25 protein-coding genes are annotated in these 26,455 nt (G+C 70.8%); 14 read left to right on the top strand and 11 right to left on the bottom strand.

Annotated features, from left to right (window positions below; all coding sequences use genetic code 11):
• Window positions 1-44: 44 nt before the first annotated feature.
• Complete coding sequence (locus tag AC1DG4_RS05885) at window positions 45-902, bottom strand: DUF3097 domain-containing protein (RefSeq protein ID WP_477379385.1); 858 nt, start codon at window positions 900-902, stop codon at window positions 45-47.
• A gap of 124 nt (window positions 903-1,026) precedes the next feature.
• On the opposite strand from AC1DG4_RS05885, the gene AC1DG4_RS05890 reads away from it, so the two are divergent.
• From AC1DG4_RS05890 to AC1DG4_RS05905, 4 genes are all read left to right on the top strand, one after another.
• Window positions 1,027-3,051 carry a TPM domain-containing protein gene (locus tag AC1DG4_RS05890; protein ID WP_477379387.1) on the top strand — a complete coding sequence of 675 codons (2,025 nt, stop codon included), beginning with the start codon at window positions 1,027-1,029 and terminating at the stop codon, window positions 3,049-3,051.
• A 67-nt stretch (window positions 3,052-3,118) separates the two neighbouring features.
• Complete coding sequence (locus AC1DG4_RS05895; RefSeq protein WP_477421128.1) at window positions 3,119-3,859, top strand: PspA/IM30 family protein; 741 nt, start codon at window positions 3,119-3,121, stop codon at window positions 3,857-3,859.
• Between the two features lies 1 nt (window position 3,860).
• Window positions 3,861-4,673, top strand: coding sequence for an arginase family protein (locus AC1DG4_RS05900; protein ID WP_477379391.1), 813 nt, complete (start codon window positions 3,861-3,863; stop codon window positions 4,671-4,673).
• Window positions 4,670-5,125, top strand: coding sequence for a Fe-S oxidoreductase (locus AC1DG4_RS05905; protein ID WP_477379393.1), 456 nt, complete (start codon window positions 4,670-4,672; stop codon window positions 5,123-5,125). Before AC1DG4_RS05900 ends, AC1DG4_RS05905 begins: the two co-directional genes overlap by 4 nt.
• Window positions 5,126-5,212: 87 nt before the next feature.
• Here the strand turns inward: AC1DG4_RS05905 and AC1DG4_RS05910 are convergent, their stop codons facing one another.
• Together AC1DG4_RS05910 and AC1DG4_RS05915 are read right to left on the bottom strand one after the other, a co-directional pair.
• A complete protein-coding gene (locus AC1DG4_RS05910; RefSeq protein WP_477379395.1) occupies window positions 5,213-5,677 on the bottom strand; it encodes an SIP domain-containing protein in 465 nt (154 codons plus the stop codon).
• Between the two features lie 73 nt (window positions 5,678-5,750).
• Entirely contained in the window at window positions 5,751-6,455 is a 705-nt protein-coding gene (locus AC1DG4_RS05915) for a tyrosine-protein phosphatase (RefSeq protein ID WP_477420500.1), read from the bottom strand.
• A 213-nt stretch (window positions 6,456-6,668) separates the two neighbouring features.
• On the opposite strand from AC1DG4_RS05915, the gene AC1DG4_RS05920 reads away from it, so the two are divergent.
• The 8 genes from AC1DG4_RS05920 to AC1DG4_RS05955 all read left to right on the top strand — a co-directional run bounded on the left by AC1DG4_RS05920 (window position 6,669) and on the right by AC1DG4_RS05955 (window position 15,284).
• Complete coding sequence (locus AC1DG4_RS05920) at window positions 6,669-7,814, top strand: CaiB/BaiF CoA transferase family protein (RefSeq protein ID WP_477379399.1); 1,146 nt, start codon at window positions 6,669-6,671, stop codon at window positions 7,812-7,814.
• A 1-nt stretch (window position 7,815) separates the two neighbouring features.
• Window positions 7,816-9,006 carry an acyl-CoA dehydrogenase family protein gene (locus AC1DG4_RS05925; protein WP_477379401.1) on the top strand — a complete coding sequence of 397 codons (1,191 nt, stop codon included), beginning with the start codon at window positions 7,816-7,818 and terminating at the stop codon, window positions 9,004-9,006.
• A 161-nt stretch (window positions 9,007-9,167) separates the two neighbouring features.
• Window positions 9,168-10,118, top strand: coding sequence for an alpha/beta fold hydrolase (locus AC1DG4_RS05930; RefSeq protein WP_477379403.1), 951 nt, complete (start codon window positions 9,168-9,170; stop codon window positions 10,116-10,118).
• 145 nt (window positions 10,119-10,263) lie between these two features.
• Window positions 10,264-11,811 (top strand): ABC transporter substrate-binding protein, encoded by a 1,548-nt coding sequence (locus AC1DG4_RS05935; RefSeq protein ID WP_477379405.1) that lies wholly within the window; start codon window positions 10,264-10,266, stop codon window positions 11,809-11,811.
• Between the two features lie 11 nt (window positions 11,812-11,822).
• On the top strand, window positions 11,823-12,776 hold the full coding sequence (locus tag AC1DG4_RS05940) for an ABC transporter permease (protein ID WP_477379407.1): 954 nt from the start codon (window positions 11,823-11,825) through the stop codon (window positions 12,774-12,776).
• Window positions 12,773-13,699, top strand: coding sequence for an ABC transporter permease (locus tag AC1DG4_RS05945; protein ID WP_477379409.1), 927 nt, complete (start codon window positions 12,773-12,775; stop codon window positions 13,697-13,699). The genes AC1DG4_RS05940 and AC1DG4_RS05945 overlap by 4 nt, the downstream gene beginning before the upstream one ends.
• On the top strand, window positions 13,696-14,484 hold the full coding sequence (locus AC1DG4_RS05950) for an ABC transporter ATP-binding protein (protein WP_477379411.1): 789 nt from the start codon (window positions 13,696-13,698) through the stop codon (window positions 14,482-14,484). The genes AC1DG4_RS05945 and AC1DG4_RS05950 overlap by 4 nt, the downstream gene beginning before the upstream one ends.
• Window positions 14,481-15,284 (top strand): ABC transporter ATP-binding protein, encoded by an 804-nt coding sequence (locus AC1DG4_RS05955; protein WP_477379413.1) that lies wholly within the window; start codon window positions 14,481-14,483, stop codon window positions 15,282-15,284. The genes AC1DG4_RS05950 and AC1DG4_RS05955 overlap by 4 nt, the downstream gene beginning before the upstream one ends.
• A 3-nt stretch (window positions 15,285-15,287) precedes the next feature.
• Here the strand turns inward: AC1DG4_RS05955 and AC1DG4_RS05960 are convergent, their stop codons facing one another.
• From AC1DG4_RS05960 to AC1DG4_RS05975, 4 genes are read right to left on the bottom strand one after another with little or no spacing between them, the layout of a single operon-like run.
• Window positions 15,288-15,839, bottom strand: a complete 552-nt coding sequence (locus AC1DG4_RS05960) for an N-acetyltransferase family protein (protein ID WP_477379415.1) — start codon at window positions 15,837-15,839, stop codon at window positions 15,288-15,290.
• Complete coding sequence (locus AC1DG4_RS05965) at window positions 15,836-16,525, bottom strand: uracil-DNA glycosylase (protein ID WP_477379417.1); 690 nt, start codon at window positions 16,523-16,525, stop codon at window positions 15,836-15,838. Before AC1DG4_RS05965 ends, AC1DG4_RS05960 begins: the two co-directional genes overlap by 4 nt.
• Window positions 16,525-17,244 carry a Type 1 glutamine amidotransferase-like domain-containing protein gene (locus AC1DG4_RS05970; protein ID WP_477379419.1) on the bottom strand — a complete coding sequence of 240 codons (720 nt, stop codon included), beginning with the start codon at window positions 17,242-17,244 and terminating at the stop codon, window positions 16,525-16,527. The genes AC1DG4_RS05965 and AC1DG4_RS05970 overlap by 1 nt, the downstream gene beginning before the upstream one ends.
• A gap of 2 nt (window positions 17,245-17,246) precedes the next feature.
• Window positions 17,247-18,059, bottom strand: coding sequence for an SDR family oxidoreductase (locus tag AC1DG4_RS05975; protein ID WP_477379421.1), 813 nt, complete (start codon window positions 18,057-18,059; stop codon window positions 17,247-17,249).
• Window positions 18,060-18,298: 239 nt separating this feature from the next.
• Here AC1DG4_RS05975 and AC1DG4_RS05980 point away from each other — a divergent pair, with 239 nt between their 5' ends.
• Window positions 18,299-19,621, top strand: coding sequence for a bifunctional o-acetylhomoserine/o-acetylserine sulfhydrylase (locus AC1DG4_RS05980; RefSeq protein ID WP_477379423.1), 1,323 nt, complete (start codon window positions 18,299-18,301; stop codon window positions 19,619-19,621).
• 1,396 nt (window positions 19,622-21,017) lie between these two features.
• Window positions 21,018-22,226, top strand: coding sequence for a homoserine O-acetyltransferase MetX (metX, locus tag AC1DG4_RS05985; protein ID WP_477380380.1), 1,209 nt, complete (start codon window positions 21,018-21,020; stop codon window positions 22,224-22,226).
• A gap of 67 nt (window positions 22,227-22,293) precedes the next feature.
• Here metX and AC1DG4_RS05990 read toward each other — a convergent pair whose 3' ends face one another.
• The 4 genes from AC1DG4_RS05990 to AC1DG4_RS06005 form a co-directional block, all read right to left on the bottom strand.
• The gene (locus AC1DG4_RS05990) at window positions 22,294-22,947 is read right to left on the bottom strand and encodes an NUDIX hydrolase (protein WP_477379425.1); all 654 of its coding nucleotides are present in this window, start codon (window positions 22,945-22,947) and stop codon (window positions 22,294-22,296) included.
• Between the two features lie 61 nt (window positions 22,948-23,008).
• A complete protein-coding gene (locus AC1DG4_RS05995; RefSeq protein ID WP_477379427.1) occupies window positions 23,009-24,250 on the bottom strand; it encodes an MFS transporter in 1,242 nt (413 codons plus the stop codon).
• A 71-nt stretch (window positions 24,251-24,321) separates the two neighbouring features.
• Complete coding sequence (locus tag AC1DG4_RS06000; protein WP_477379429.1) at window positions 24,322-25,353, bottom strand: CdaR family protein; 1,032 nt, start codon at window positions 25,351-25,353, stop codon at window positions 24,322-24,324.
• A gap of 59 nt (window positions 25,354-25,412) precedes the next feature.
• A complete protein-coding gene (locus AC1DG4_RS06005; protein WP_477379431.1) occupies window positions 25,413-26,375 on the bottom strand; it encodes an alpha/beta hydrolase in 963 nt (320 codons plus the stop codon).
• Window positions 26,376-26,455: the final 80 nt, after the last annotated feature.

The following is a 26,455-nucleotide window of genomic DNA, read 5'->3' on the forward strand; positions in this document are numbered from 1 at the left end:
CGGCGTCCCGCCGGCCCGTCCTGCCCCGCGGGCCGAGCGTCCGCTCATCGCGCGCGCCCGTCGATCGGCTCGGTCACGAAGTCGATGAGCTCCTCGACCCGGCCGAGCAGCGACGGCTCCAGATCCCGGTAGCTGCCCACCCTCGAGAGGATGCGCTTCCACGCGTGCGCGATGTCGGTCTGCGACTCCGCGGGCCAGCCGAAGGCACGGCAGATCCCGGTCTTCCAATCGGTGCCGCGCGGGATCTGCGGCCAGGCGCGGATGCCGAGCGCCGCCGGCGTGACGCACTGCCACACATCGATGTAGGGATGCCCGACGATGCGCAGATGCGCCCCGTGCGCGCCGCGCATGATCTGCTCCACGATGCGCGTCTCCTTGGAGCCCGGCACGAGGTGGTCGACGAGCACGCCGTAGCGGCGGTCACGCCGCGGCGGGGCCTCGGCGAGCAGTTCCTCGAGCAGATCGACGCCCTGGAGGTACTCGACCACGACCCCCTCCACGCGCAGATCGTCGCCCCAGACCTTCTCCACGAGTTCCGCATCGTGCCGCCCCTCGACGAGGATCCGGCTCGGCAGCGCGGTGCGCGCGCGGGAGTCGCCGACGGCGAAGGATCCGGACGCGGTGCGCTTCGTCGCGCCCTCCGCGGCCGCACGCGCGGGGTGCACCAGGCGCACCGGCTCCCCGTCGATCATGAAGCCCGCACCCATCGGGAACAGCCGGCGGCGTCCGCGGTAGTCCTCCAGCTCGACCTGTCCGCCCTCGATCCGGGTCACCGCCCCGCAGAAGCCGTCCACTGCGACCTCGACCACGAGGTCCTTCTCGGCGGCGACGTCTGCGGTGACCTTCGCGCCGCGGTCGCGCCAGCCCTTGGCGAGCACATCGGATCCGTACCTGTCGTCCATCGCCACCAGCCTACCGAGGGCGCGTCCGCCCTCCGCCGTCGACGCCTCGGCAGGACAGGAGAAACACAAGGACGCACGCCCTAGACTCGCTCCAGGGGCGTTCCGGGTCCCGGGAGGAGCGAAGATGCGCACGCGCTGGGCTGTCGTCGTCGGTGTGGTCCTGGGCGTGCTCGGCATGTCGTTCCTCTCCGCCCCTGCTCTCGCGAGCACCGACCCGACCGCGTCCACCCCGGCCACAGCCCCGGTGACGCTCGGATCCGACTTCGTCAACGACGAGGCCGGCGCCCTCAGCACCTCTGAGAAGAAGGAAGTCGAAGACCGGCTCGAGACGCTCAGCCGCTCGCAGAACCTCCAGCTGTTCGTGGTGTTCGTCGATGCGTTCTCGAACCCCGAGAACAGCCAGGAATGGACGAACCAGGTCGCCGTGGACAACGGTCTCGGCCAGCAGCAGTACCTGCTCGCGATCGCCACCGAGTCGCGGCAGTACTACCTGTCCGCAGACAAGGCGGGCCCGATCCCGCTGACCCGCGTCGACCAGATCTCCCGGTCGCTCGTGAACGACCTCCGCGACAAGCACTGGGCCGCCGCCGTGAACACGGCGGCGGACGGTTTCGGAGGATCCGGATCCTCCGGTGCCGATCTCGGCGGCATCCTGCTGGTCGTCCTCTGCGTGCTCGCGATCGTCGGCGCGATCATCGTGCTCGTCGTGATGCGCCGCCGCGCCGCCGCGCGGGTGAAACCGGCCGCCACCCAGCCGGTCGGCGATCCGCTCGATGCCATCAGCAACGAGGAGCTGGCCAAGCGCGCCGGGCTCGCCCTGGTGCACACCGACGACGCGATCACCTCCTCCACCGAGGACCTCGGCTTCGCCACCGCGCAGTTCGGCGACGCCGCGACGAGCACGTTCACCGACGTGGTCGCCAAGGCGAAGGGCAAGCTCGACGAGGCCTTCTCGCTCAAGCAGAAGCTCGACGACGAGATCCCCGACTCCGACCAGCAGCGCCGCGACTGGCACCTGCAGATCATCCGACTGTGCGAGTCGGCCGACAACGCGCTGGATGCGAACGTCGCCGCGTTCGACGAGCTCCGCAAGCTCGAGCAGAACGCGGAGCAGGCCCTCACTCAGCTGAAGGCGCATCGCGAAGCTGCAGCCTCAGCCGCAGCCGCAGCCCCCGCCGCGCTGCAGGCTCTGTCCGCCGAATACGACGCCTCCGCCCTGCAGACGGTCGCGGGCAATCCTGCAGAGGCCGCGAGCCGGCTGGAACTCGCAGACGCCCACATCGCCGAGGCGACCGCGCAGCTGGCCGCCGGCAAGCGCGGTGAAGCCGCCTTCGCGATCCGCACGGCGGAGGAGGCGGTGCTGCAGGCGACGCAGCTCGCTGCCGCGATCACGACGCTGCGGGCCGACCTCGGCTCGACGGAGACGCAGGCGCAGGCGCTCATCGCGAATCTCGAACAGGACCTCGCGGGAGCCGCTGCGCTTCCGCCATCCCCCGAGCTGAACGCCGCGGTCGCGGCGACCCGCACGGCACTGGACCAAGCCCGTACCGACGCCACCGGCACCGGACGCCGCCCGCAGGCCGTGCTGGAGTCGCTGACCGCGGCCAACACCCGCATCGACAGCACCGTGGACGCGATCCGCAACGCTCAGCAGCAGGCCGAGCGCGCCCAGCAGGTGCTGGAGCAGACGCTCACACAGGCCCGCGCGGAGATCTCCACGGCCAACAGCTACATCACCACGCATCGCGGGGCGATCGGCCCCGACGCGCGCACCAGGGCGGCACAGGCGTCCGCGGAGTACGACCAGGCCGAGGCCGCGCGTGTCGCGGATCCGAACACGGCGCTGCAGCACGCGCAGCGCGCGATCGCCCTCGCCCGAGAGGCCACCCAGCTCGCCGCAGGCTCCATCGACTCCTGGGGCAATGGCGGCGGCTTCGGCGGCGGCGGGGGCGGCGGAAACCGCAGCGGTATGGGCGATGCGATCCTCGGCGGCATCATCGGCGGCATCCTGTCCGGCGGCGGCGGGCGCTCCAGCGGAGGCTGGGGCGGCGGAGGCGGCGGCGGGTGGCGCTCCAGCGGCGGAGGCGGCGGGTTCAGCCCCTCGAGCTTCGGCGGCGGAGGCCGCGCCGGATCCGGCGGCCGCTTCTGACACCTGGACTCGCAGCTTCTCTTGACGTGCACGACCCCATCGACCGGAAATCTGGAAAGGACATCCCATGACCAAGCAGTCCATCTTCGGCCGCATCTCCACCCTGGTGAAGGCCAACATCAACTCGCTCATCGATTCCGCGGAGGACCCGCAGAAGATGATCGATCAGTTGGTCCGCGACTACACCAACAACGTCGCGGACGCCGAGTCGGCCATCGCTGAGACGATCGGCAACCTGCGCCTGCTCGAGCGCGATCACCAGGAGGACGTGCAGTCCGCCGCGGAGTGGGGCAACAAGGCCCTCGCTGCCAGCCGCAAGGCCGACGACCTGCGCGGGGCGGGCAACACCCCCGACGCCGACAAGTTCGACAACCTCGCGAAGGTCGCTCTGCAGCGTCAGATCAGCTCCGAGCAGGAGGCGCGGACGGCCGAACCGCAGATCGCGGCCCAGACCGAGATCGTCGACAAGCTCAAGTCCGGCCTGAACGGCATGAAGGACAAGCTCGTCGAGCTGAAGAACAAGCGCAGCGAACTGCTCGCCCGCGCCAAGGTCGCCGAGGCGCAGACCAAGGTGCAGGACGCGGTCTCGTCGATCAACGTGCTCGACCCCACCAGCGAGCTGGGCCGGTTCGAGGACAAGGTCCGCCGTCAGGAGGCGCTGGCCCAGGGCAAGGCGGAGCTCGCCGCGTCCAGCCTGGACGCGCAGTTCGAGAGCCTCGAGGACATCGRCCAGCTGACCGAGGTCGAGGCCCGTCTCGCGGAGCTCAAGGCAGGCGCGACCAAGCCGCAGGAAGCACTCGAGGGCTGAGATGACCCGCTTCCTCGTCGTCCCGCAATGGCAGGGCTCCCCTGCCCCGCGGGCGATGCTGCTCACCGAGGGGGCCTCGGCGATCGCCGGCGACCTCCCCAGCGCGCGTACGACGGTGCTGGAGGTCCCGCTCGAAGCCGGCGATGCCGAGGGCACGGGCGTGCACAGGCTCAGCAGCCTGCGCCGGACGAGGGAGCTCATCGAGGAAGCGATCACGGCGCATGCCGAACCCACGCTCGTGGTGGGCGGTGACTGCGGCGTCAGCGTCGCCGCAGTCGCCGCCCTCCCCGGCGCACTGCACGACGTCGCGATCGTCTGGTTCGACGCGCACCCCGATCTGCACACCCCCGAGTCCTCGGCCTCCGGCGCTTACGCGGGCATGGCTCTGCGCGCACTGCTCGGCCACGACTCGTTCCCGATCGACGGCCCCTCGGGGCTCACCCCTGAGCGCACGGTGCTGGTGGGCGCACGGGCCGAGGACGACGCGGAGAGCGCCTATCTCGCGACGTCCGGGATCGTTCGGCTCGATGATGTCGAAGACGCGCGGGCTCTCGCGGCGGCGGTGGCCGCCACCGGGGCATCCCGCGTGTACGTGCACATCGATGTCGACGTGCTGGATCCGTCCGAGCTCGCCGGCGTCTCCTCCGCGGTGCCGTTCGGCCTGCGCACGGCCGACATCGTCGCCGCCGTGAGGGCGCTGCGCGAGCAGCTGCCGCTCGCGGGAGCGACCATCGCGGGCTTCGCTCCACGCTCCCCCGGAGATGCAGTCCAGGACCTGGGCGCGATCCTGCGCCTGATCGGCGCTCTCGCGTGACGGCGGGCGACGCCGCCCGCATCGCCGCGATCGAGGCCGAGGCCGCCGAGGTGCTGGAGCGCGGGCGACGGCGGGACCTGCGTCTGCCCTCCGTGCTGCTGCGCTCCCCGATCAGCCGCCTCGGCTACGCCTGGGGCATGGCCGTGGGCTGGATCTGGGGCGGGCTCTGGAGCACCGGCGAGATCGAGCGCCGCGAGGGGCTGTGGATCTTCCGCGGAATGCCGGAGTGGACCTTCGCGCGCGGCGGTGTCTGCGTCGCGGGCTGCTACCTCACCGGCGACACGGTTCCCGACGACCGCGTCCTGCGGCACGAGGCCGTGCACAAGGCGCAGTGGCTGCGCTACGGCCTTCTGATGCCGTTCCTGTACCTGCTCGCCGGGCGGGATCCGCTGCGCAACCGCTTCGAGATCGAGGCCGGTCTCGAAGACGGGCACTACCTGCCGCGTCGCTGAGCCTCCGGTCCCCGATCCGGTCGGTCCCTGAGGCTGTCGAAGGGCCGGATCCGGTCCCGGTCCCTGTCGAAGGGTCCGGTGCGGGACTCAGAGCAGCCGGAAGCGCTCCGGCGCGGTGATCCGCGCGGGATCCATGCCGAGCCGTTCCGTGAGGTGCTCCGCGATGTCGGCGGTGCCGAGGAAACTTCCGAGCAGCGTCACCGTGGTGTGCTCCTCCGCGCCATCGCACAGCATCTCGTCGGCCCAGGCGATCGCGGCGCGCGAAGCGGCCGTGCCCTGAGTACACCGGCGGGCGGTGCCCGGGGCGCCGGAGCGCGTGGCGCGCGGCAGCCAGGTGACGGTCATCCGCGGCGGGACCGTGACCGCGGAGATCGACTCCGCGTCGGGAACCTCGATGAACACCCGTCCCGTCGCGCACAACGGCAGCGTCGAGAGTTCCGCCTCCAGCTCGGCCAGGGATCCCTCGTCGGCGACGATCAGATGCTGGGCCTTCGTGGAGCGACGCAGCGCACGGCGCTCGGCGCGTGCGGTGGTACGGATCGCAGTGGTCATGATGCCTCTACGATATCACCGGATGAAGGGTTGCCTAACCTACCTCCGCGGCCCCGATGCGGCGGCCACGCGGCTAGCCGACCAGCGCCGCCCCGAGCGCGTCCAGCTCTGCACGGGTCAACCCGGACGCGAGCAGATAGTCCGCCGCCGATCCGTGCTGCTCGTCGATGCCCTTCAGCAGRTCTCGCATGACCGGCGCCGGCGACTGCGTGGCGACCGCGATCGCGTCGTGCGCGATCGGCAGACGCTCCTCGAGCCATTTCGCGATCGCCCTGTTGCGGGACTCCGGAAGCTGCGAGGCGGTCAGCGCGTAATCCTCCACGATCGCCTCGCGATCGGCGCCGACGGCGGCGAGCGCGAGTGCGACGCTCACGCCCGTGCGGTCCTTGCCGAGCGTGCAGTGCACGAGCGTGGGCTCCCCCGCCGACAGGATTCGGACGACCTGCACGATGCGGTCCGCACCGTCGTCGACGATGCGCCGGTAGAGGCCGGGGAGACTGACATCGCCCATCAGGAAGGAGGCGACAGAGCCCGCGAAGAGCGGGATACGGTCGATGCGCAACCCGGGCAGTGCGCAGGGCTCGGCGCTCGCCTCGCTGTCGTCACGGAGATCCACGACACGCGCGATCCGCTCGGTCAGGAACGAGCGCGCATCGGCTCCGACGTGCGCGAGGTTGCCGGAGCGGAACAGAACGCCCTCGCGGATCCGGGAGGCGCCGGCGGGCATGCCGCCGACATCGCGCAGGTTCGTGATGCCGGGCACATCGAGCAGGATCATGTGTGCCTCCTCACCGTGCGCCACCCGCGCCTCCCATCAAGCCTAGGGCGTACCCGGCCCGCACGGCCCTCCGTAGGATGAGAGCGATCCCGCACGGCCGGCGAGACCATGTCCCAGTTCTGGCTGCTCCGGCACCGGTTTCGCAGCCAAAAGTGGGACACGGTGGGGCCAGAAGTGGGACACGGTGTGCGGGCGAGCGAAGGGGCTGGCGGGATGAGCGGGGAGAGCGAGCGGCGCGGCGTGCTCGACGGCGTGCGCGTGGCGGACTTCTCCCGGGTGCTCGCCGGACCTTATGCGACCATGACGCTCGCCGATTTCGGCGCCGACGTGCTGAAGATCGAGCCGCCGGACGGCGACGACACGCGCCATTGGCTTCCGCCCGTCGACGCGGACGGCACGTCGACCTACTTCGGCAGCGTCAATCGCAACAAGCGCTCCGTCGCGCTCGATCTGACGGTCGAGGCCGACCGTGCGCAGGCGGTGCGGCTCGCCGGCACCGCGGACGTGGTCATCGAGAACTTCCGCCCGGGTGTCATGGAGCGCTTCGGACTGGACTACGCCGCCGTCCATGCCGTGAACCCCGGCGTCGTCTACTGCTCCATCACGGGTTTCGGGGACGGCCCCGGCGCCTCCCTCGCCGGCTACGACCTCCTCGTGCAGGCCGTCGGCGGCCTCATGTCCATCACGGGTGATCCAGAGGGGACCGCGGCGAAGGCCGGCGTCGCCCTCGTCGATGTGCTGTGCGGGCAGAACGCGGTGACCGGGATCCTGCTCGCCCTGCGCGAGCGCGACCGCACCGGCCTCGGCCAGCGGGTCGAGGTCTCCCTGCTGCAGAGCCTCCTGTCCGCTCTGACGAACCAGGCCGCCTCGACCCTCGCCACCGGGATCCCGCCCCGCCGTCTGGGCAATGAGCATCCCTCGATCGCCCCTTATGCCCTGTTCCGCGCGGCCGACCGGGAGCTCGTCATCGCCGTCGGCAACGACAAGCAGTTCCGCGCGCTGGCCGAGGCGCTGGGACAGCCGTCGCTCGCCGCGGACCCGCGCTTCGTCCGCAACGCCGACCGTGTCACGCACCGCGACGCCCTCACGACGCTGATCGAGCACGAGCTCGCAGATGCCGAAGCCGCGCACTGGGTCGACGTGCTCCGCGCAGCGCGGATCCCCGCCGGCCTGGTCCACGACGTCGCGGAGGCGATCGCCTTCGCCGAAGAGCTGGACCTCGACCCCGTGGTCCAGCTCGGACCCTCCCGCACGATCGCGAATCCGATCCGGCTCTGGGATGCCCCCGCGGCCTACCGCACGCCGCCGCCCGCACTGAACGACTCTCCGTCCGCCGCCTGGCGCACCGAAAGGACCTGAGATGACGACCGCTCCCCGCATCGATGCCGTGTTCGACCTCGACGCCCTGCTCACGCTCGAGGAGCGCGACTGGCAGCAGCGCGCACGCACCTTCGCCCAGGAGAGCATCCTGCCGGTCATCGACGAGGATTTCGAGAACGCACACTTCCGCCGCGAACTCATCACCGAGCTCGGCGCCGCCGGCTTCCTCGGCATGCATCTGACCGGCTACGGCTGCGCGGGAGCCGGGGCCGTCTCGTACGGTCTCGCCTGTCTCGAGCTGGAGGCCGCGGACAGCGGCTGGCGCACCTTCGTCTCGGTGCAGGGATCGCTCGCGATGAGCGCGATCGCGAAGTACGGCTCCGAGGACCAGAAGCAGACGTGGCTGCCGCGCATGGCGACGGGGGACGCGGTCGGCTGCTTCGCGCTCACCGAGCCGCAGGGCGGCAGCGATCCGGCCGCCATGACGACCACGGCTCGCCGGGACGGCGATGACTGGGTGATCGATGGCGCCAAACGCTGGATCGGGCTCGCCTCGCTCGCCGATGTCGCCGTCGTCTGGGCGCGCGTGGACGATCCAGCCCTCGGTGAGGGCGGCCGGTCGGTCAGGGGCTTCCTCGTGCCGACCAACACTCCTGGTTTCACGGCGACCCCGATCACCGGCAAGCTGTCGATGCGCGCCTCGGTGCAGTGCGATGTCGCGCTCGACGGCGTCCGGCTCCCCGTGGATGCGATCCTCCCCGGAGCCGAGGGCCTGTCCGGGCCGTTCGGCTGCCTGAACGAGGCGAGGTACGGCATCATCTGGGGAGCGATGGGCGCGGCGCGCAGCTGCCTCGAGGCCGCGCTGGAGCGTGCGACGAGCCGGGAGGTCTTCGGCAAGCCGATCGGCGCCAACCAGCTCACGCAGGCGAAGCTCGCCGACATGCTCGTCGAGGTCGAGAAGGGGATCCTGCTGGCGCTGCATCTCGGGCGACTCAAAGAACGCGGTGCGCTGACTCCCGCGCAGATCTCGGTCGGCAAACTGAACAGCGTCCGCGAAGCCCTCGAGATCGCGCATCAGGCCCGCTCGATCCTGGCCGGCGACGGCATCACCAACGCCTACCCGGTGATGCGCCATGCAGCCAACCTGGAGTCCGTCCGCACCTACGAGGGCACCGATGAGATCCACCAACTCGTGATCGGTCGGGCGCTCACAGGGCTGAGCGCGTTCTGATCCGGATCCGGACGCATCGGCCGGACTCGCCGATCGTGTCGGATCATTACGCTTGATAGATCACCGCAGATACGCGCATATTCACCACAATTCGCGCATTTTTGCTGAGCGCACTGATCCCTTGTTTCGCACCGGCGGCTGCACAGGAGCACAATGAGGACGTGTCCCACGTCGCACCAGAAGAGATCACAGAGTTCTCCTTCCTCGCCGGTCAGGCCCGCGCACTCGGAGCCGAGGTTCCGCCCGCCGGGCGTCTGACCCTGCCCCTCCCCGACGGCCGCACGCTGAGCGCGCTGCGCTTCGGCGACGGGCCCGTCGAGGTCACCCTGCTGCACGGGGCTGGACTCAACGCGCACACGTGGGACACCACGGTGCTCGCCCTGGGGCGGCCCGCGCTCGCGATCGACCTCGCCGGCCACGGCGACTCCTCCTGGCGAGGCGACGCCGACTACACCGGCCGCAGCCTCGCCGCCGACGTGATCGAGGCTCTGCACGCATGGACGGACCGCCCGCAGGTGCTGGTCGGGCAGTCCCTCGGCGGGCTCACCGCCGCGGCCGTCGCCGCCCGCGCCCCCGAACTCGTCCGCGAACTCCTCGTCGTCGACATCACTCCCGGCGTCGACCAGAGCGTCGGCCCCGCGGCCCTGCGCGAGTTCTACCGCGTCGTCGACGCCGCCAGCCGCGATGAGCTCGTGGATCGCGCGCAGCAGTTCGGCTTCGGCGGATCCCGCGAGGACACCGCCCGGGGCGTGTTCCTCAACACGCGCGTACGGGCGGACGGCCGGGTGGAGTGGAAGCATCACTTCGCGCACATCGCTGCGCAGCTGCTGGACGCGCCGCCCGCCGCGTCCGAATCCTCCGCCACGCCCGCCGCGCCGGTGCCGACGATCCTCGGCGAGCACGGCTGGGCGGACCTCGACGCCGTCTCCGCCCCGCTGACCCTGGTCCGCGCCGCACACGGATTCGTCTCGGACGCCGCAGAGCAGGAGTTCCGCACCCGCGTCCCCGGCGCACGCGTGCTGCACCTCGAAGGGAGCCATAACCTGCAGGAGACGGCACCCGCCGCCCTCGCCGAGATCATCCGCACCGCCGCGGACAGCACCGGCTCCTGACCGGTCTCAGGTCTCACGAAATGTGACGCCGCGTCTCACCATCCGCACTCCGCGGTGAGGCGCAGCCCTAGGCTMGACCGCACAGCACGACCCGCACCGCACCTACAGCACCGCACCCACAGCACCGCCCGAGAGGATCCCCCGCATGCACCGCACCCGCGCCGCCCTCGCCCCGCGCCGGCCCCGCGCGCCGCGCCGCGCCGCCGTCGCCCTGCTCACCGGATTGACGGCCGCCGCGCTGATGCTGTCCGCCTGCACCGGCTCCCCCGCCCCCTCGGGAAGCAGCGCCGCGGGTGCCGCCGACGCGAACGCGGCCCTCACCGTGGGACTCGTGCTGGAGCCGTCGAGCCTCGACATCCGGCACACGAGCGGCGCAGCCCTCGAGCAGGTGCTCGTCGACAACATCTACGAGGGACTGGTCAGCCGCACGCAGGACAACAAGATCATCGACCGGATCGCGAAGAGCCACGAGATCTCGTCGGATGGGCTCACGTACACGTTCGTGCTCAACGACGGCATCACGTTCCACAGCGGCGCGAAGCTCACCTCGGCCGACGTCGTCGCCTCGCTGCAGACCGCCAAGGACGACAAGACCGTGCAGGGCCACGCCGACCTCGCCGGCGTCGCCTCGATCACGGCCAAGGACGACAAGACGGTCGTGATCACGCTCGCCCAACCGAGCCAGAACTTCCTGTTCAGCCTCACCGGCACGGCGGGGCTCGTCTTCCAGAAGGGCGATACGACCGATCTTCAGGCCGCCGAGAACGGCACCGGCCCGTTCACCCTCACGCAGTGGAAGAAGGGAGACTCGCTCTCCTTCGCCCGCAACGACAAGTACTGGGGGACGAAGGCGGGCGTGAAGAGTATCGTGTTCGACTACATCCCCGACTTCACCGCAGGGGTGAACGCCGCGCAGAGCGGCACGCTCGACGTGCTCACCGCGGTGGACGCGAACCTCGCCCCGCAGCTCGATGGGAAATTCACCATCACGAAGGGCCGGACCACCGATAAGGGCACGCTCGCGTTCAACAACGCCAAGGCGCCCCTGAACGACCAGCGCGTCCGCGAGGCGCTGCGCCTGGCGATCGACCACAAGGCGATMATCGAGGCCCGCGGCGTCGGCGCCACGCTGTACGGCCCGATCCCGCAGCTCGACCCCGGCTACAAGGACCTCTCGAGCACCGCGCCCTACGACCCGGAGAAGGCCAAGACGCTGCTCAAGGAGGCCGGCCAGGAGAACCTGTCCCTCACGCTCACGATCCCCTCGTTCTACGGCACCACGGTGCCGCAGCTGCTCACGAGCGACTTCAAGAAGGTGGGCGTGACCCTGAAGGTGAACTCCGTCGAGTTCCCCGCCTGGCTCGACACGGTCTACACGAAGCACGATTACGACCTCAGCTTCGTGCTGCACGTCGAGCCGCGCGATTTCGGCAACTTCGCCAACCCGGACTACTACTTCGGCTACAACAACCCCGAGGTGCAGAAGCTCTACACCCAGTCGCAGACCGAACTGGACGCGAAGAAGTCGGCCGACCTGCTCTCCCAGGCGGCGGAGATCGTCGCGAAGGACGACGCCGCGGACTGGCTGTACGAGGATCAGACGCTGACCGCGGTGCGCGCGGGCGTGAACGGCTTCCCGAAGGACTCGATCAACTCGCGGCTCGACCTGCGCGGCGTGACCGTCTCGAAATAGCGGTCTGCTCTGTGCTCCGCTATGCGCTCACCCGAGGAGCCCTGCTCATCGCGGGGCTCCTCGTCGCGAGCGCACTGATCTTCCTCGCGCTGCGGGTGTTCCCCGGCGACGTGGCGCAGCTGCTCGCGGGCGACAAGGCGACCCCGGCGCAGGTCGCCGCGATCCGCACCGCTCTGGGGCTGGATCAGCCGCTCGTGCTGCAGTACCTGGGCTGGATCGGGGGCGTGCTGCGCGGCGACCTCGGCACGTCGCAGCTGAACGGCGCCTCGGTCGCCGCCGAGCTCGCACAGAAGGCTCAGGTGACGGTGCCGCTCGCGACGCTGTCGCTGCTCGTCGCACTGGTGATCGCCGTGCCCCTGGGCATCGGATCCGCCATGCTGCGGGGACGTGCGGCCGGCACCGCGCTGAACACCGCGGCGCAGGCGATCGCCGCCATCCCCGTCGTCTGGGCTGGCATGATGCTCGTCGTCGTGTTCGCGGTCTGGCTGGGCTGGCTGCCGGCGCAGGGCTTCCCCCGCGGGGGCTGGGCGGATCCGGGCGCCGCGCTGCAGTCGCTGATCCTGCCCGCGCTCACGATCGGCGCGATCGAGGGCGCCCTGCTGCTGCGCTTCGTGCGCAGCGCGACCCTGCAGGCCGCATCGCAGGACTTCGTGCGCACGGCCGCAGCGAAGGGCCTCACCCGCAACCGCGCCCTGATCCAGCACGGGCTCCCGGCCGTCGGCCTCTCGATCATCACCGTCCTCGGCATCCAGGTCGCGGGGATCATCGTCGGATCCGTGGTCGTGGAGCAGCTGTTCACGCTGCCGGGGATCGGGCGCATGCTCGTCGCCGACGTCGGCACGCGCGACCTCGTGAAGGTGCAGGGCGAGCTGCTCGTACTCACGGGCATGGTGCTCATCATCGGCTTCGTCGTCGACCTCGTGCACCGCGCGCTCGACCCCCGGCAGCGGGAGGCCGACGAATGACTCGGACTCCGCCCTTCGAAAGCACCGGACGCCGGCCGAACGGGCTCCGCCGCCTCCTCTCCTCCGCCTCCGGGATGTTCGGGCTCATCGTGGTGGCCGCGATCCTCGCCACCGCTCTGGTGTCGCTGTTCTGGACGCCGTTCGACCCGCGCGCCACCGACGTGGCATCGCGCTGGCTGCCCCCGGGTTGGCCGCATCTACTCGGCACCGACCTCACCGGCCGGGACATCCTGAGCCTGATCATGGCCGGATCCCGCACGACCGTGCTCGTGGCGGTCGGCGCGGGCGTGATCGCCACGCTGATCGGGCTCGCTCTCGGCGCCCTCGGCGCGCTCACGGCGCGCTGGGTACGCGAGACCGTGGCGGTGCTCGTCGACGTCCTCATCGCCTTCCCCGTGCTCATCATCGCCATGCTCATCTCCACGGTGCACGGCGGATCCCTCTGGGTCGTGGTGTGGGCGGTGGGCATCGGCTTCGGCGTGAACGTCGCCAGGGTCACCCGCCCCGAGCTGCGCCGCGTGCAGCACAGCGACTTCGTGATCGCCGGGAAGGCGTCGGGGCTGAGCCCCCTGCAGAACCTCGTGCAGCACCTGCTGCCCAACATCGCCACGGTGTTCATCGTGCAACTGAGCTGGGCCATGGCCACGGCCGTCCTCGCCGAGGCCGGCCTGTCGTATCTCGGTTTCGGCGCGTCGGTCGTCGACCCGTCCTGGGGGATCCTGCTGGCCGACCTGCAGCGCTACATCCAGATCCACCCGCTCACCGTCGTGTGGCCGGGGCTCGCGATCACGATCACGGTGCTCGCGTTCAACCTGCTCGGCGACGCGTTGCGGGATGCGACCGATCCCACGCTGCGCACCGGACGGCGTCCGTCGAGTCGGGCGCGCGCCGGCGTGCCCCGCCTGCCGGAGGTGACCGCATGAGGCTCGAGGTGACCGACCTCGTCATCGAGATCGACGGCCGCAGGGTCGTGGACGGCGTCTCCTTCGCCGTGCCCGACGGCGCGCGCGTCGGCCTCATCGGCGAGTCCGGATCCGGCAAGTCGCTCACGGCACTCGCGCTCATGGGGCTGCTGCCGGACGGCGCGTCCGCCTCGGGAAGCGTGCGCTGGAACGGCCGTGAGATCCTCGACCTTCCGGACCGCGAGCTCGCCGAGTTCCGCGGCGACGAGATCGGCATGGTCTTCCAGGAGCCGCGGACGGCGCTCAACCCGATCCGCACGATCGGCCGCCAGATCGCCGAGACCATCCGGATCCACGAGCGCATCGACCGGCGCGCGCTCCGCGTCCGCACTGTCGCCGAGGCGGCCCGCGTCGCGCTGCCTGATCCCGAGCGCATCGTGGACCGCTACCCGCATCAGTTGAGCGGCGGTCAGCGCCAGCGCGCCGCGATCGCGATCGCTCTCGCCGCTCGTCCCCGCCTGCTCGTCGCGGACGAGCCCACCACCGCCCTCGACGTCACGATCCAGGCGGGCGTGCTCGCCCTGCTGCTCTCGCTCGTGGAGTCGGACGGGATGTCGCTCGTGTTCATCACACACGACCTCGCCGTGCTCGCTCAGGTCGCCACGCACGCCGTGGTGCTCGCCGACGGCAGGGTCGTCGAGTCAGGGCCGCTCGAGACGCTGCTGACCGCGCCGGCGTCGCCGATCACGCAGGGCCTGCTGCGCGACGCGACCGCGACCCTGTGGCGCGGGGAGGACGAGGGATGAACGAGAACCCGCTGATCCGTGCCCGCGGGCTGCGTCGCGAGTACCTCCGCTCGCGGTCTGCGAGTCTGTCGAAGGGCGCCCGGCGCGCCCGCACCGTCGCTCTGGATGGCGTGGACCTGGACGTCACCGCCGGGCGCGCGCTGGGCATCATCGGCGAGTCCGGATCCGGCAAATCCACCCTGATCCGGCTGCTGCTCGGACTCGACCGCCCGACCGCCGGCACCGTCCAGGTCGACGGGCGCCCGGTGGACGCGACAGCCTCGGCGCGGGCGCTGCACTGGCTGCGCCGCGAGACGGGCCTCGTCTTCCAGGATCCGTACGCCTCGCTGGATCCACGGCAGTCGGTCGGCCGGATCGTGTCGGAGCCCCTGCGCGCGCTCGATATCGACGGTGATCACCGCGCCAGGGTCGCAGAGGTGCTCGCCCAGGTCGGCCTGGATCCCGAGGCGGTGTCGCGCTACCCGCACGAATTCTCCGGCGGTCAGCGTCAACGCGTTGCACTGGCCAGGGCGATCGCACACCGTCCGAGGATCCTCATCGGCGACGAGCCGCTGTCGGCGCTGGACGTCACCGTGCGGGCGCAGATCCTCGATCTGCTGCGAGCGCTCAGCCGCGACGGTATGACGCTCGTGCTCGTGTCGCACGACATCGGCGTGGTGCAGAACCTGTGCGACGACGTCGCCGTGATGAAGGACGGACGCATCGTCGAGCACGGCTCCACCGCGCGCGTGCTGCACCGCCCGGAGCAGGACTACACGAAGCGGCTTCTCGCGGCGATCCCGGTCATCCCGGGGCGCTGAGCATTAGAGGGACTTCTGCAGGAACAGCACGTCCAGGGTGCGGCCGAACTTCACGCCGACGCCCTTCAGGTGCCCCGCATCGACGAAGCCGTACCGGCGGTGCAGGGCGATCGATGCTCCCGCCGCCGTCGGCTCGATGACGGCGATGAGCTCGTGCAGCCCCGCCTTCTCCGATGCGTCCAGCAGCGCCTCCAGCAAGGCCTTCCCGAGTCCGCGCCCCGCGGCGTCGGGGCTCAGGTAGATCGTGTTCTCCGCGCTGAACCGATAGGCGGACTTCGCCCGCCAGTGCTGCGCGTACGCGAAGCCGAGCACGGCGCCGCCGGCATCCGCCGCCACGAGGAAGGGCAGCCCGGTCGATGCGAGCAGCTCGTGCTTGTGCTCCCAGACCGCGAGCTCGGTCTCCTCCTCGTCGAAGGTGACGGTGCTGGTGCGCACGTAGTGGTTGTAGATGTCCCGGATGGAGGCGAGGTCCTCCGCCTGCGCCGCACGGATCCGCGGGGCGGGTGCGGGCGACACCGCCTCGGCCGCCTGCGGGAGGATCGGGGTTTCGCTCATGCGATCCTCCAGTCGACGGGGCTGGCGCCCTGCTCCTCGAGCAGCGCGTTGACACGGGAGAACGGCCGGGATCCGAAGAAACCGCGGCTCGCCGAGAGCGGCGACGGATGCGCGGACGCGACGACCGGGGTCGCGCCCAGCATGGGCCGAAGGCCCTCGGCGTCGCGGCCCCACAGCACCGCGACGAGCGGGACGTCCCGTGCGACGAGGGCGCGGATCGCGAGCTCGGTGACCTTCTCCCAGCCCCACCCGCGGTGCGAGGCTGGCGTGCCTGGACGCACCGTGAGCACCCTGTTCAGCAGCATGACCCCCTGGTCGCTCCATGCCGAGAGGTCGCCGTGCGGAGCGGGCGCGATGCCGAGGTCCGTCTCGAGCTCGCGGTAGATGTTGCCGAGGCTGCGCGGCAGCGGGCGCACGGCCTGGTCCACCGCGAAGGACAGCCCGATCGGATGCCCCGGGGTGGGATACGGATCCTGCCCGACGATGAGGACCTTGACGTCCGCGAGCGGGCGGGAGAAGGCGCGCAGCACGTTCTCGCCGGCGGGCAGATAGCCCCGTCCCGCCGCGGTCTCCGCACGCAACCGGTCGCCGAGTTCTGCCACGAGCGGGGCGACGGGGGCGAGCGCCTCGGCCCAGCCCTCGTCGAGCCGGCCGTCCGCGGCGAGTTCGGCCAGCGACTTCGGCATCAGAGCACCGCCCGGTCGCTCGAGACGGTCACGCCCTCGGATCCCGCGAACACGCGCCAGACGCTGCCCTCGCCGGCGATCCGCAGACCCTCGGCGTCTGCGATGAGCACGGTGCTCTCGTCGATCCCGAGCCCGCCGTCGATCGCACCCGCCTCGGTGGCGGCGATCAGGCGGCTGAGCGTGCCCCACTGCGCGACGTGCACGTCGATCGCCACGTCGACCAGACCGATCCCGGAGACGACCGTGATCTCGTCGAGGTCCTCCGCGGTCTCCTCGGGGGCGATCGCGACCTCGCCGATCCGCCAGCCGCCCAGGATCGCGCGCTCGGCGGCGATCATCGCGCCGGCCGAGAACCCGAGATACGGAGTGCCGGCCTGCACCGCGGTGCGGATGACGTCGTATCCGGCCTCGAGGGCTGCGTGATAGGCGGGAGTCAGGCCCCCGCCGATGACGATCGCGTCGACGCCGTCGAACACACCGGGATCCACGACGTCGCTCAACCCCACGGTCACGACCGTGGCGTCGATCGGCGTCGCCCCGTCGGCGGTGAGCGCGTCAAGGAGGTCGCCCGCATGCTTCGTCGAAGCGTCCTCCCGCACGGTCACCACCACGACGGACGGTCGCTCGCGTCCGGCAGCCACGGCGAGCGCCGTCGCCTCCGCCGTGAACGGCGCGTACGCGGCGCGACCGAACCCGCCTCCGACCAGATGCACGCCCACGGTCAGTCCTCTCCTCGCGGGCGCAGCGGCCCTCGTGCGAGCAGGTGCGCGGCGGCCTGCGCCACGGGGCGGATCACGACGAGATCGAGGTTCACATGACCCGGTGCGTTCAGGGCGTAGGCGATCACGTCGGCGACGTCCTCCGCGACCAGCGGCGCCTCGACGCCCGAGTAGACCGCCTCGGCGGCGACCGCGTCCCCGCCGAGCCGGCGCAGGGTGAACTCCTCGGTGTGCACGAGGCCTGGCGCGATCTCGGTCACCCGGATCGGCTCGCCGTTCAGTTCCTGACGCAGCACCTGCGGGATCATCGACTCCGCCGCCTTGGCGGCGTTGTAGCCGGATCCGCCAGGGTAGGACTGACGTGCGGCGGTCGAGGTGAGGAACAGCAGGTCCGCGTGGCCGCCGTTCCCCGCGGCGACACGCAGCTGCGGCAGCAGCGCGGCCGTGAGCTGCTGCACGGCGAGCACGTTCGCTTCGAACATCCACCGCCACTTCTCCGCGGATCCGTCCTCGACCCGCTCCGTGCCGCGCGCCCCGCCGGCGACGTGAACCACCGCGTGCAGCGGACCGGTCTGCGAGAGGTGCTCCGCGAGTCCGGCGATCTGGTCGGCATCCGTGAGGTCGGCCGCATAAGCGGTGGATCCGGTCTCCGCGGCGAGCGCCTGCAGACGGTCCTCGCGGCGTGCCACGCCTACGACGTCCCAGCCGGTCGCCCTGAGCACTCGTACCGTCGCCTCGCCGATCCCGGTGCTCGCGCCGGTCACGACCGCGCGTCTGCTGTTCTGGGGACCGTCGTTCGTCACGCTGTTCACCATGCGACAACGCTACGGGATCCGCGAGCGCGCTTCGACGAGCAATCCGGCCCGATCGTCCCGGCCGATCCGCGCGATTCCGCGGCTCGGGCGTGTTACGTCACATTTCTCGCGCCTTGTTGACAGCACCCGCCAGTTCGTACTCTCGATGCAACGCCACCGGTCCTCGCCCCTGTCGAGGAACCACGGCCCACCTGCCCTGCGACGCGGTTCCGGTGTCGCGCATCCATGAAGGAGACATCATGACCGCTGCGGAGAACTGGCGCTTCGAGACCAAGCAGATCCACTCGGGCGCCGCGCCCGACCCCGTCACGAAGGCCCGCGCGACGCCGATCTACCAGACCACGTCGTACGTGTTCGACAACGCGGACCACGCGGCGAACCTCTTCGCCCTGGCCGAGTTCGGCAACATCTACACCCGGATCCAGAACCCGACGCAGGACGTGCTCGAGCAGCGCCTCGCGGCGCTCGAGGGCGGCACCGGCGCGCTCGTGCTCGCCTCAGGACAGGCCGCGTCGACGTTCGCGATCCTCAACATCGCCCAGGCCGGGGACCACTTCGTCTCGAGCTCCTCGATCTACGGCGGCACCTACAACCTCTTCAAGTACACGCTCGCCAAGCTCGGCATCGAGGTCTCGTTCGTCGAGAACCAGGACGACATCGAGGAGTGGCGCCGCGCGGTCCGCCCGAACACCAAGCTGTTCTTCGCAGAGACCATCGGCAACCCGCAGATCAATGTCCTCGACATCAAGGGCGTCGCCGACGCTGCGCACGAGGCGGGCGTGCCGCTCATCGTCGACAACACGATCGCGACCCCGTACCTGATCCGTCCGTTCGAGCACGGTGCGGACATCGTCGTGCACTCCGTCACCAAGTTCCTCGGCGGCCACGGCACCACGATCGGCGGCGCGATCATCGACGGCGGATCCTTCGCGTGGTCGCAGAACGTGGAGAAGTTCCCCGGTCTCACCGAGCCGGACCCGTCCTACCACGGCGCCAGCTACACCGCCGCGGTCGGCGACGGCCTCGCCTACATCATCAAGGCGCGCGTGCAGCTGCTCCGCGACCTCGGCTCGGCGATCGCCCCGCAGAGCGCCTGGAACCTCATCCAGGGCATCGAGACGCTGTCGCTGCGCATCGAGCGCCACGTGCAGAACGCGCAGGACATCGCCGAGTGGCTGGACGGGCGCGACGACGTCGCCACCGTCAACTACTCGGGGCTTCCCACCTCGCCCTGGTACGCCGCCGCGAACACCTACGCCCCCAAGGGCGTCGGCGCCGTGCTGTCGTTCGAGCTGAAGGGCGGCGTGGACGCCGGCCGTGAGTTCGTGAACAGCCTGTCCCTGTTCAGCCACCTCGCCAACATCGGTGACGTGCGCTCGCTGGTCATCCACCCCGCCTCCACCACGCACGCCCAGCTCACCCCCGAGCAGCAGCTCACCGCGGGTGTCACCCCGGGGCTCGTGCGTCTCTCGGTGGGTCTCGAGAACATCGAGGACCTGAAGGCCGACCTCGACCAGGCCCTCACCGCCGCGCGCAAGGTCTCCGAGGCCGCCCGCGCCTGATCTGCCGCTGAGCGGGGTGCCCCCGCTAGCATCCACGCCCCCTCTGAGGGACGCACTTCAGCGGGGGCGTGGATGCTGCGAGGGGGCGTCGCCGCCAGGGCGGGTCGTGCGGAGGCAGTTGGTCCACACACACTGACGCCCGCGCGGGATCCGCACAGATCACGGGGACCGCGTGCCGTGCGCCTGGGCCAGCCGTCAGGCTACGTGGATGAAGACGACCATCGGCCTCGCCCAGGCGCGCGAGCTGCTGCAGACGCGCGAGGATCTGCTGAACACCGGACGCAGTCAGCGTCAGATCCGCTCGCTGGTCTCGGCCGGCCGGTTGATCCGGGTGCGGCGCGATCGCTACATCGAGCCGACCGCGCACGACGATCTCTGGAATGAGGGTCGCCACCTCATCGCGGTGATGGCGGCCCACCTCAACGCGGATCCTCCTGGTCCGGTCTTCTGGGGCCCCTCCGCCGCCGCCGTCCTCGGCCTCCCCCTGTACCGCCTGGACCCGAAGAAGGTGCACACCGTCATCCTCGGTGCGCGGCACGGGCGCACACGCGCCGGCATCGCGCAGCACGGCGTGGGGATCGACGACGCGGACATCGTCGAGGTCGACGGGATCCGATGCACCTCGCTCGAGCGCACGGTGCTCGACCTCGCCTGCACGACGTCGCCAGAGGCGGGGCTGTCCGCCGCGGACGCCGCGCTGAGACGCGTCGCCGTCGAAGGACATCGTCAGGATCCGGATCGCGCGACCGACTGGCATCGCCGGATGTCCCTGCGCGCCGCCGCCGTCCGATCCCGCGGTGTGCGCCAGGCACGCTGGATCCTCGACTTCGCGGACGGCCGCGCTCAGCTGCCGGGAGAGAGCGTCAGCCGGCTGCAGCTCCACCGCATCGGGTTCACCGGCCTCGTGCTGCAGCCGCACGTGATCGGCGCGGAGGGGGATGACTACTGGATCGACTTCGGCTTCCCGCGCAACAGGGTCTTCGGCGAGTTCGATGGTCAGGGCAAGTATCTGGATCCGGAGATCCGCGGCGACCGCACCACCGAGGATGCGGTGCTCGCCGAAAAAGACGCGAGGACGACATCCGCGGCGTCACGGGCTGGCGCTTCGCCCGCTGGGAGGACCGCCACATCCGCACCACGGAGACGCTCTCGGCCCGGCTGCAGGGCTTCGGCGTCCGCCCACCGGCCTGACCCGAACTCGACGCCCCCTCTGAGCGTCCACGCCCCCTCCGAAGGACGCCGCTGCGAGGGGGCGTGGAGGCTGCGAGGGGGCGTCGCCGCACACCGAGGCCGGGCTGGCGCCCACGTGACCAACCAGGCCAGCACGACCACGCACCGACACCCGCGGATCCGTAACCTTCCGCGTTCCCCCGCCCGCACCCGGGAGAATGGATCCATGGACTGGCAGACGACCTCGGAGGACACGGTGCCCTCGGCGCGCGTGTCGGAGGCGGACGCCCGCCTGCTGCGTGCCCGACCTCCCTCCACCGGAGCCTGGCGCGACGGGGATCCCGCCGGCGATCGCCGGTTCGAGGCCTTCGGGCCGTTCCGCACCGAGGGCGGGGCCGAGCTGCCGCTGATCCGGCTCGCGTACGAGTCCTGGGGCGAACTGAACGAGGCGCGCGACAACGCGATCCTGATCCTGCATGCGCTCACCGGCGACAGCCACGTCATCGGCGAGGCCGGCCACGGGCACCCGACGAGCGGCTGGTGGGGCGAGATCGTCGGCCCCGGCTGCGCGATCGACACCGACGAGTGGTTCGTGATCGCCCCGAACATGCTGGGCGGCTGCCAGGGATCCACGGGCCCCGCGAGCATCGCGCCCGACGGCTACGAGTGGGCATCCCGCTTCCCCTACCTCACGATCCGCGACCAGGTCGCCGCACAGGTGCTGCTGGCGGACGCGCTGGGCATCGAGCGCTGGGGCGCCGTGATCGGCGGATCCATGGGCGGCATGCACGCCCTGGAGTGGGCCGTCGGCCACCCCGAGCGGGTCGAGCGGCTGGCGATCCTGTCCTCTCCCCCGATCACGACCGCCGACCAGCTCGCCCTCAACTTCGTGCAGCTCGAGACCGTGCGGATGGATCCGCGCTTCGCGGGCGGCGAGTACTACGACGCGCCCGTCGGCGAGGGTCCGCACCGCGGCCTCGCCCTGGCCCGGCGGATGGCCCTGCTCAACTACCGCAGCCCGATCGAGCTGAACCAGCGGTTCCAGCGGTCTTGGCAGTCCGACGTGTCGCCGCTCGGCCAGGGCGGACGCTATGCGGTCGAGAGCTACCTCGACTTCCACGGCAACAAGTTCACCCGGCGGTTCGACGCGAACAGCTACCTGACGCTCGTGGAGGCGATGAACTCGCACGACATCGGGCGAGACCGCGGCGGCGTCGAGGACGCGCTCAAGCGGGTGACGGCGACGACGCTCGTGCTCGGGATCGACACGGACCGGCTGTTCCCGGTGGATGGCCAGCACCGCATCGCCGGCAGCATCCCGCACACGCTGGACGGGAACAAGGCCGTCGTGCTCGCGAGTGACTTCGGCCACGACGGCTTCCTCATCGAGACCGACGCCGTCGGCATGCACCTGGGCCGCCTGCTCGCGTCCTGAGCAACCGCGCCACGGCCGGGCTCGCTGACGAGCTCACCGGTTCACCCCCCCTCACCGGCTCACCGGCTCACGCCCGCTCGTATCGCCACACCGGCTTCTCGGCGATGAGCCGATCGCGGGCCCCGGGCGCTCCCCCGGCGAGCTCGTCGCCGTCCCAATAGAAGATCGTGCCGGTCTCAGTTGGTTCCATCCTCGTCCGGAACACGGCACGATCCGGTACGCGAGCCAGCGCGAACGCCTCCTGCACCGTGGACGCGCCGCGCAATCCGTGCAGCGTGCGCCACGTCGGAGGCTTGAGCGAGATCTCGCCCGCGTCGTTCGCGGCCAGAGCCTCCTCCGGCGTGAGCCAGCGCACCTCGACGACCTCGTCCTGCGCCGCGATCACCCCGGTCCCCGGATCCGCCGTGAGGAAAAACCAGGTCCGGACGCGCTTCGGGATGCCCGCCGGCGGCACCCAGCACGAGAGCAGCACGAGCCGTTCCAGGGCGAGCCCCACCTCCTCGGCGGTCTCGCGCAGCGCGGCGCGTCCGGCGTCCTCGCTCTCCTCCGCACCCGCGACCCGGTCGCCGGGCTCGAGCATGCCTCCGGGGAACACCCACGCGCCCGCGAACGAGCCGCGGTCCGGACGACGTGCCAGCAGCACCTCGAGCCCGTGCGTCCCGTCGCGCAGGATCACCGCGGTGCCCGCGACGGGAAGGTCGTCGTCTTCGGCGGAGCTCATCCGCCCATGCTAGGACGCACCGGGGCACGCCGGCCGCAGCGGCCCGGCGATCGGTTTCGGCTCAGACCAGATCGCGCACCCGCACGGATCCGGTCTCCGTGTGGAAGCGGCGCTGCACGGCATACGAGACGATCGCGATCCCCAGGCCGATGACGGCGAGGCCGGCACCCACCCAGGACGGCGCGGCGAAGCCCCATCCCCACGCGATCACGAGCCCGCCGAGCAGGGCGCCGAGACTGTTGCCGATGTTCAGCGCGGAGTGGTTCAGCGCCGCGGCGATCGACTGGTTGTCGCCCGCGACCTCCATGAGCCTGGTCTGGATCGCGGGGCTCAGGATCGACGAGAGCAGCGCCATGATGAACGAGAGCGGCACGAGCAGCCAGATCGAGAACGACAGGATCGCGAGCAGCACGAGCACCACGGACATCGCGCCGAGCCCCACGAGCAGGGTGAGCCGCAGATTGCGGTCGCCGAAATAGCCGCCGAGCAGGTTGCCCACCGTCATGCCCAGGCCGAACACCACGAGCGTGACGGGCACCATCCACTGCGGCGCTCCTGCCCGCTCCGTGACGACCGGCGCGATGTAGCTGTACACGGCGAAGAAGCCACCGAAGCCGATGGCCCCGGTGCCGAGCGCGAACCACACCTGGGGGCGCCGGAACACGCGCAGCTCGGAGCGGAAGGTGCGGCCTGGATCCCCCTCGTGCTCGGGCACGAAGAAGGCGATGCACACCGTGGCGAGCGCGAACACGATCGTCACCACGAGGAAGGCGCTGCGCCAGCCGACGTGCTGCCCGAGATAGGTCCCGGCCGGCACGCCGACCACGTTCGCGATCGTGAGACCGGTCAGGATGAACGCCACGCCCTTGGCCCGCTTGCCGGGGCCGAGCACGTCGGAGGCGACGAGCGCGCCGATCCCGAAGTAGGCGCCGTGCGGCAGCCCCGCGATGAATCGCGCGAGCCCGACCGTCTCGAAGGTGGGCAGCACCACGGCGAGGCCGTTGCCGAGGGTGAGGGCGATCGCGAGGCCGATCATCACCTTGTGGCGCGGGAAACGGGCGACGAGCCCCGCGATCGTGGGGGCGCCGAGCACCACGCCCAGGGCGTAGAGCGAGACCAGGATGCCGGCGCGGCCGATCGCCTCGTCCGGGTTCTGCGCCCAGAGCTCCGGCAGCAGGTCCTGTGCGATGTTCGGGAGCAGGCCCATGGCGACGAACTCGGTCATGCCGATGCCGAAGCTGCCGATGGCGAGGGAGAGGAGCGCCCGCTTCGCCGCACCCCTCGAGAGGCTCGAGGGTTTCATCCCTCCAGTTTAGCCTCGATCCACCGATGACATCGGACTCGTGCGGTGGCTCTAAAGCCGAAAAGCCGCCGCTACTCGGCCCCGTCGCCGCTGGAATGGAAGTTCGTATCCGCGAGCCGGTGGAGCATGAGGGCGACTCCGAGACGGGTCCGTCCGCGGTCATCGGAGGGGTCGTACCCGAGGAGGCGCGGCAGCTCCTCCAACCGAACGCCCATCGTGGAGTGGTGGACACCGGCGGCGGTCGCGAGGGTGCGCTGGCTTGCGGCCGAAACCACGAGACGCAGCATCCGCTCGGTCCAGGGGCCGGACGCCAGCTGCCCCACTGTGAGCACGTCCGGATGCGGGAGGATGTCATGATCGGCTGCTTCGGCGATCTGGAGGAGCACTCCGAGCGAATCGGCGGAGACGACGGGGGTCTCGTCATCCGTCAGGCGGAGTGATGTCAATGCTGAGCGCCAGGATGCGCGGACATCGTCGCCGGGGCGGACGGCGATCCCCATCCCTGCCCGACGCGCCGGGGCATCGGCGGTTGCGGTCATCACCACGGCGCGGACGATGCCGAAGGGCGAAGCGATGATCGCATTCGGAAGCGGACGGTCCATCGGGATACCGGCGGGCACTGCGACGGCCCGGATCTGCGCCTGAGATCCGAGCCCCAGCCGTGTGATCGCCTCTTCCCTGTCTTCCAGGTCGGCGTCGCCGCTGAGCAGCGTTTCGATCGCACGGCGCTTGGGCGCCTGGGTGTCGAGGCGCATCGAGGTGACCGAGACCGCCAGGGCGAGTCGATCGAGCACCATCGCGTCGTTCGCGTGCGCCTCACCGGAGCGTTCGAGCCACACGCGGGACCCGTCATCCGCCACGCCCGTCGGCCAGCCGTGCGGTGTACCGGCCGGGAGGTCGGATCCGTCGGCTGCGTGGCGTCGGCCGCTCTCGGCGCCGTCGAGGATCCGCCCGATCGTCGCCCCGCAGAGCACTGCCGCTCCGCGCAGCATCCCGTCGATTCCGACCCGACCCTGCACCAGCGTGTCGAAGTAGGTGATGACCTTGAAAGTCTCGCTCGCCGCGGGGTCGAGTGCCGAGAGCCGTCCGGCCAATTCCTTCATCCGAGCCTCCTCGCCCGCTCTGCCCCACCCTAGACCGGGGCGGGGCAGAAGGGCCGGGCTCAGCTGTCGAGCATCCTGGTGAGCCAGCGGTTGCGGGCCTCGAGCATGGCGATCGACAGCTGCGCCTGCGGCGCGAGACCGTCGAAGCCGTGGAACCCACCGGGCCAGACGTGCAACTCGGCGTCGCCGCCGGCCTCCCAGAGCCGAGTCGCGTAGGCCACGTCCTCATCGCGGAAGACCTCGGCGCTGCCCACATCGATGAAGGTCGGCGGAAGCCCCGAGAGGTCGTCGGCGCGCGCCGGCGAAGCATAGATCGACACCGCGTCGGTGCCCCGGCGCTCGCCGAGGAGCGCATTCCACCCGGTGAAGTTGCTCGTCCGATCCCACACCCCGATCCCATCGATCTGCTGCGAGGAGATGGTCTCGTTGCGGTCGTCGAGCATCGGGTAGATGAGCAGCTGCGCGCGCAGCTGCGGCGTCTTGCGGTCGCGGGCGAGCAGGCCGACACCCGCGGCGAGCCCACCTCCGGCGCTCGCGCCCGCGATCACGATCCGCGCAGGATCGATCCCGAGCTCCTCGGCGTTGGCCGCGGTCCAGACCAGGCCTGCGTAGCAGTCCTCAACGGGATAGGGATCCGGGAAGTCCGGTGCGAGGCGATACTCGACACTGACGATGACCGCACTGTGGCTGGCGACGTACGGCAGGAACTCGCCGACGCCGACGGAGCGGTCTCCCATGATCATCCCCCCACCGTGGAAGTGGACGATTCCGGGGCCGACCGCGGTGCAATCGGCGGGACGGTAGACCGACACGACGATGTCGGCGCCTTCATGGCCCGGGATCGTCCGCTCCTCGTGCACGGCCCCGACCTCGGCGACCAGGTCGTCGAACGGAGCAGTCCATGAGGCCTGGCGCAGTGTCGGGATCATCTCGGGAGTGAGGCTGGAGGGCATCATCTCGGCGAGCACAACGAGTGCTGCGGCGAGTTCAGGGTCGAAAGGGGGCGCGGGATAGGTGGGCATGAGTGCCTCCGATGGTCGGTCGCCGCTTCCTTGCGACGCTAATCGATGATCTCGACCCGCCCGTCCGGACGGCACCGCCG

It is taken from the genome of Microbacterium sp. 05N427 (genome assembly GCF_056397105.1).

Bases quoted from the DNA above. Each gene is read 5' to 3' on its own strand.
- AC1DG4_RS05885 (WP_477379385.1), bottom strand. From the start codon at position 902: ATGGACGACAGGTACGGATCCGATGTGCTCGCCAAGGGCTGGCGCGAC.
- AC1DG4_RS05890 (WP_477379387.1), top strand. From the start codon at position 1,027: ATGCGCACGCGCTGGGCTGTCGTCGTCGGTGTGGTCCTGGGCGTGCTC.
- AC1DG4_RS05900 (WP_477379391.1), top strand. From the start codon at position 3,861: ATGACCCGCTTCCTCGTCGTCCCGCAATGGCAGGGCTCCCCTGCCCCG.
- AC1DG4_RS05910 (WP_477379395.1), bottom strand. From the start codon at position 5,677: ATGACCACTGCGATCCGTACCACCGCACGCGCCGAGCGCCGTGCGCTG.
- AC1DG4_RS05920 (WP_477379399.1), top strand. From the start codon at position 6,669: ATGAGCGGGGAGAGCGAGCGGCGCGGCGTGCTCGACGGCGTGCGCGTG.
- AC1DG4_RS05925 (WP_477379401.1), top strand. From the start codon at position 7,816: ATGACGACCGCTCCCCGCATCGATGCCGTGTTCGACCTCGACGCCCTG.
- AC1DG4_RS05945 (WP_477379409.1), top strand. From the start codon at position 12,773: ATGACTCGGACTCCGCCCTTCGAAAGCACCGGACGCCGGCCGAACGGG.
- AC1DG4_RS05950 (WP_477379411.1), top strand. From the start codon at position 13,696: ATGAGGCTCGAGGTGACCGACCTCGTCATCGAGATCGACGGCCGCAGG.
- AC1DG4_RS05955 (WP_477379413.1), top strand. From the start codon at position 14,481: ATGAACGAGAACCCGCTGATCCGTGCCCGCGGGCTGCGTCGCGAGTAC.
- AC1DG4_RS05960 (WP_477379415.1), bottom strand. From the start codon at position 15,839: ATGAGCGAAACCCCGATCCTCCCGCAGGCGGCCGAGGCGGTGTCGCCC.
- AC1DG4_RS05965 (WP_477379417.1), bottom strand. From the start codon at position 16,525: ATGCCGAAGTCGCTGGCCGAACTCGCCGCGGACGGCCGGCTCGACGAG.
- AC1DG4_RS05975 (WP_477379421.1), bottom strand. From the start codon at position 18,059: ATGGTGAACAGCGTGACGAACGACGGTCCCCAGAACAGCAGACGCGCG.
- AC1DG4_RS05980 (WP_477379423.1), top strand. From the start codon at position 18,299: ATGACCGCTGCGGAGAACTGGCGCTTCGAGACCAAGCAGATCCACTCG.
- metX (WP_477380380.1), top strand. From the start codon at position 21,018: ATGGACTGGCAGACGACCTCGGAGGACACGGTGCCCTCGGCGCGCGTG.
- AC1DG4_RS05990 (WP_477379425.1), bottom strand. From the start codon at position 22,947: ATGAGCTCCGCCGAAGACGACGACCTTCCCGTCGCGGGCACCGCGGTG.
- AC1DG4_RS05995 (WP_477379427.1), bottom strand. From the start codon at position 24,250: ATGAAACCCTCGAGCCTCTCGAGGGGTGCGGCGAAGCGGGCGCTCCTC.
- AC1DG4_RS06000 (WP_477379429.1), bottom strand. From the start codon at position 25,353: ATGAAGGAATTGGCCGGACGGCTCTCGGCACTCGACCCCGCGGCGAGC.
- AC1DG4_RS06005 (WP_477379431.1), bottom strand. From the start codon at position 26,375: ATGCCCACCTATCCCGCGCCCCCTTTCGACCCTGAACTCGCCGCAGCA.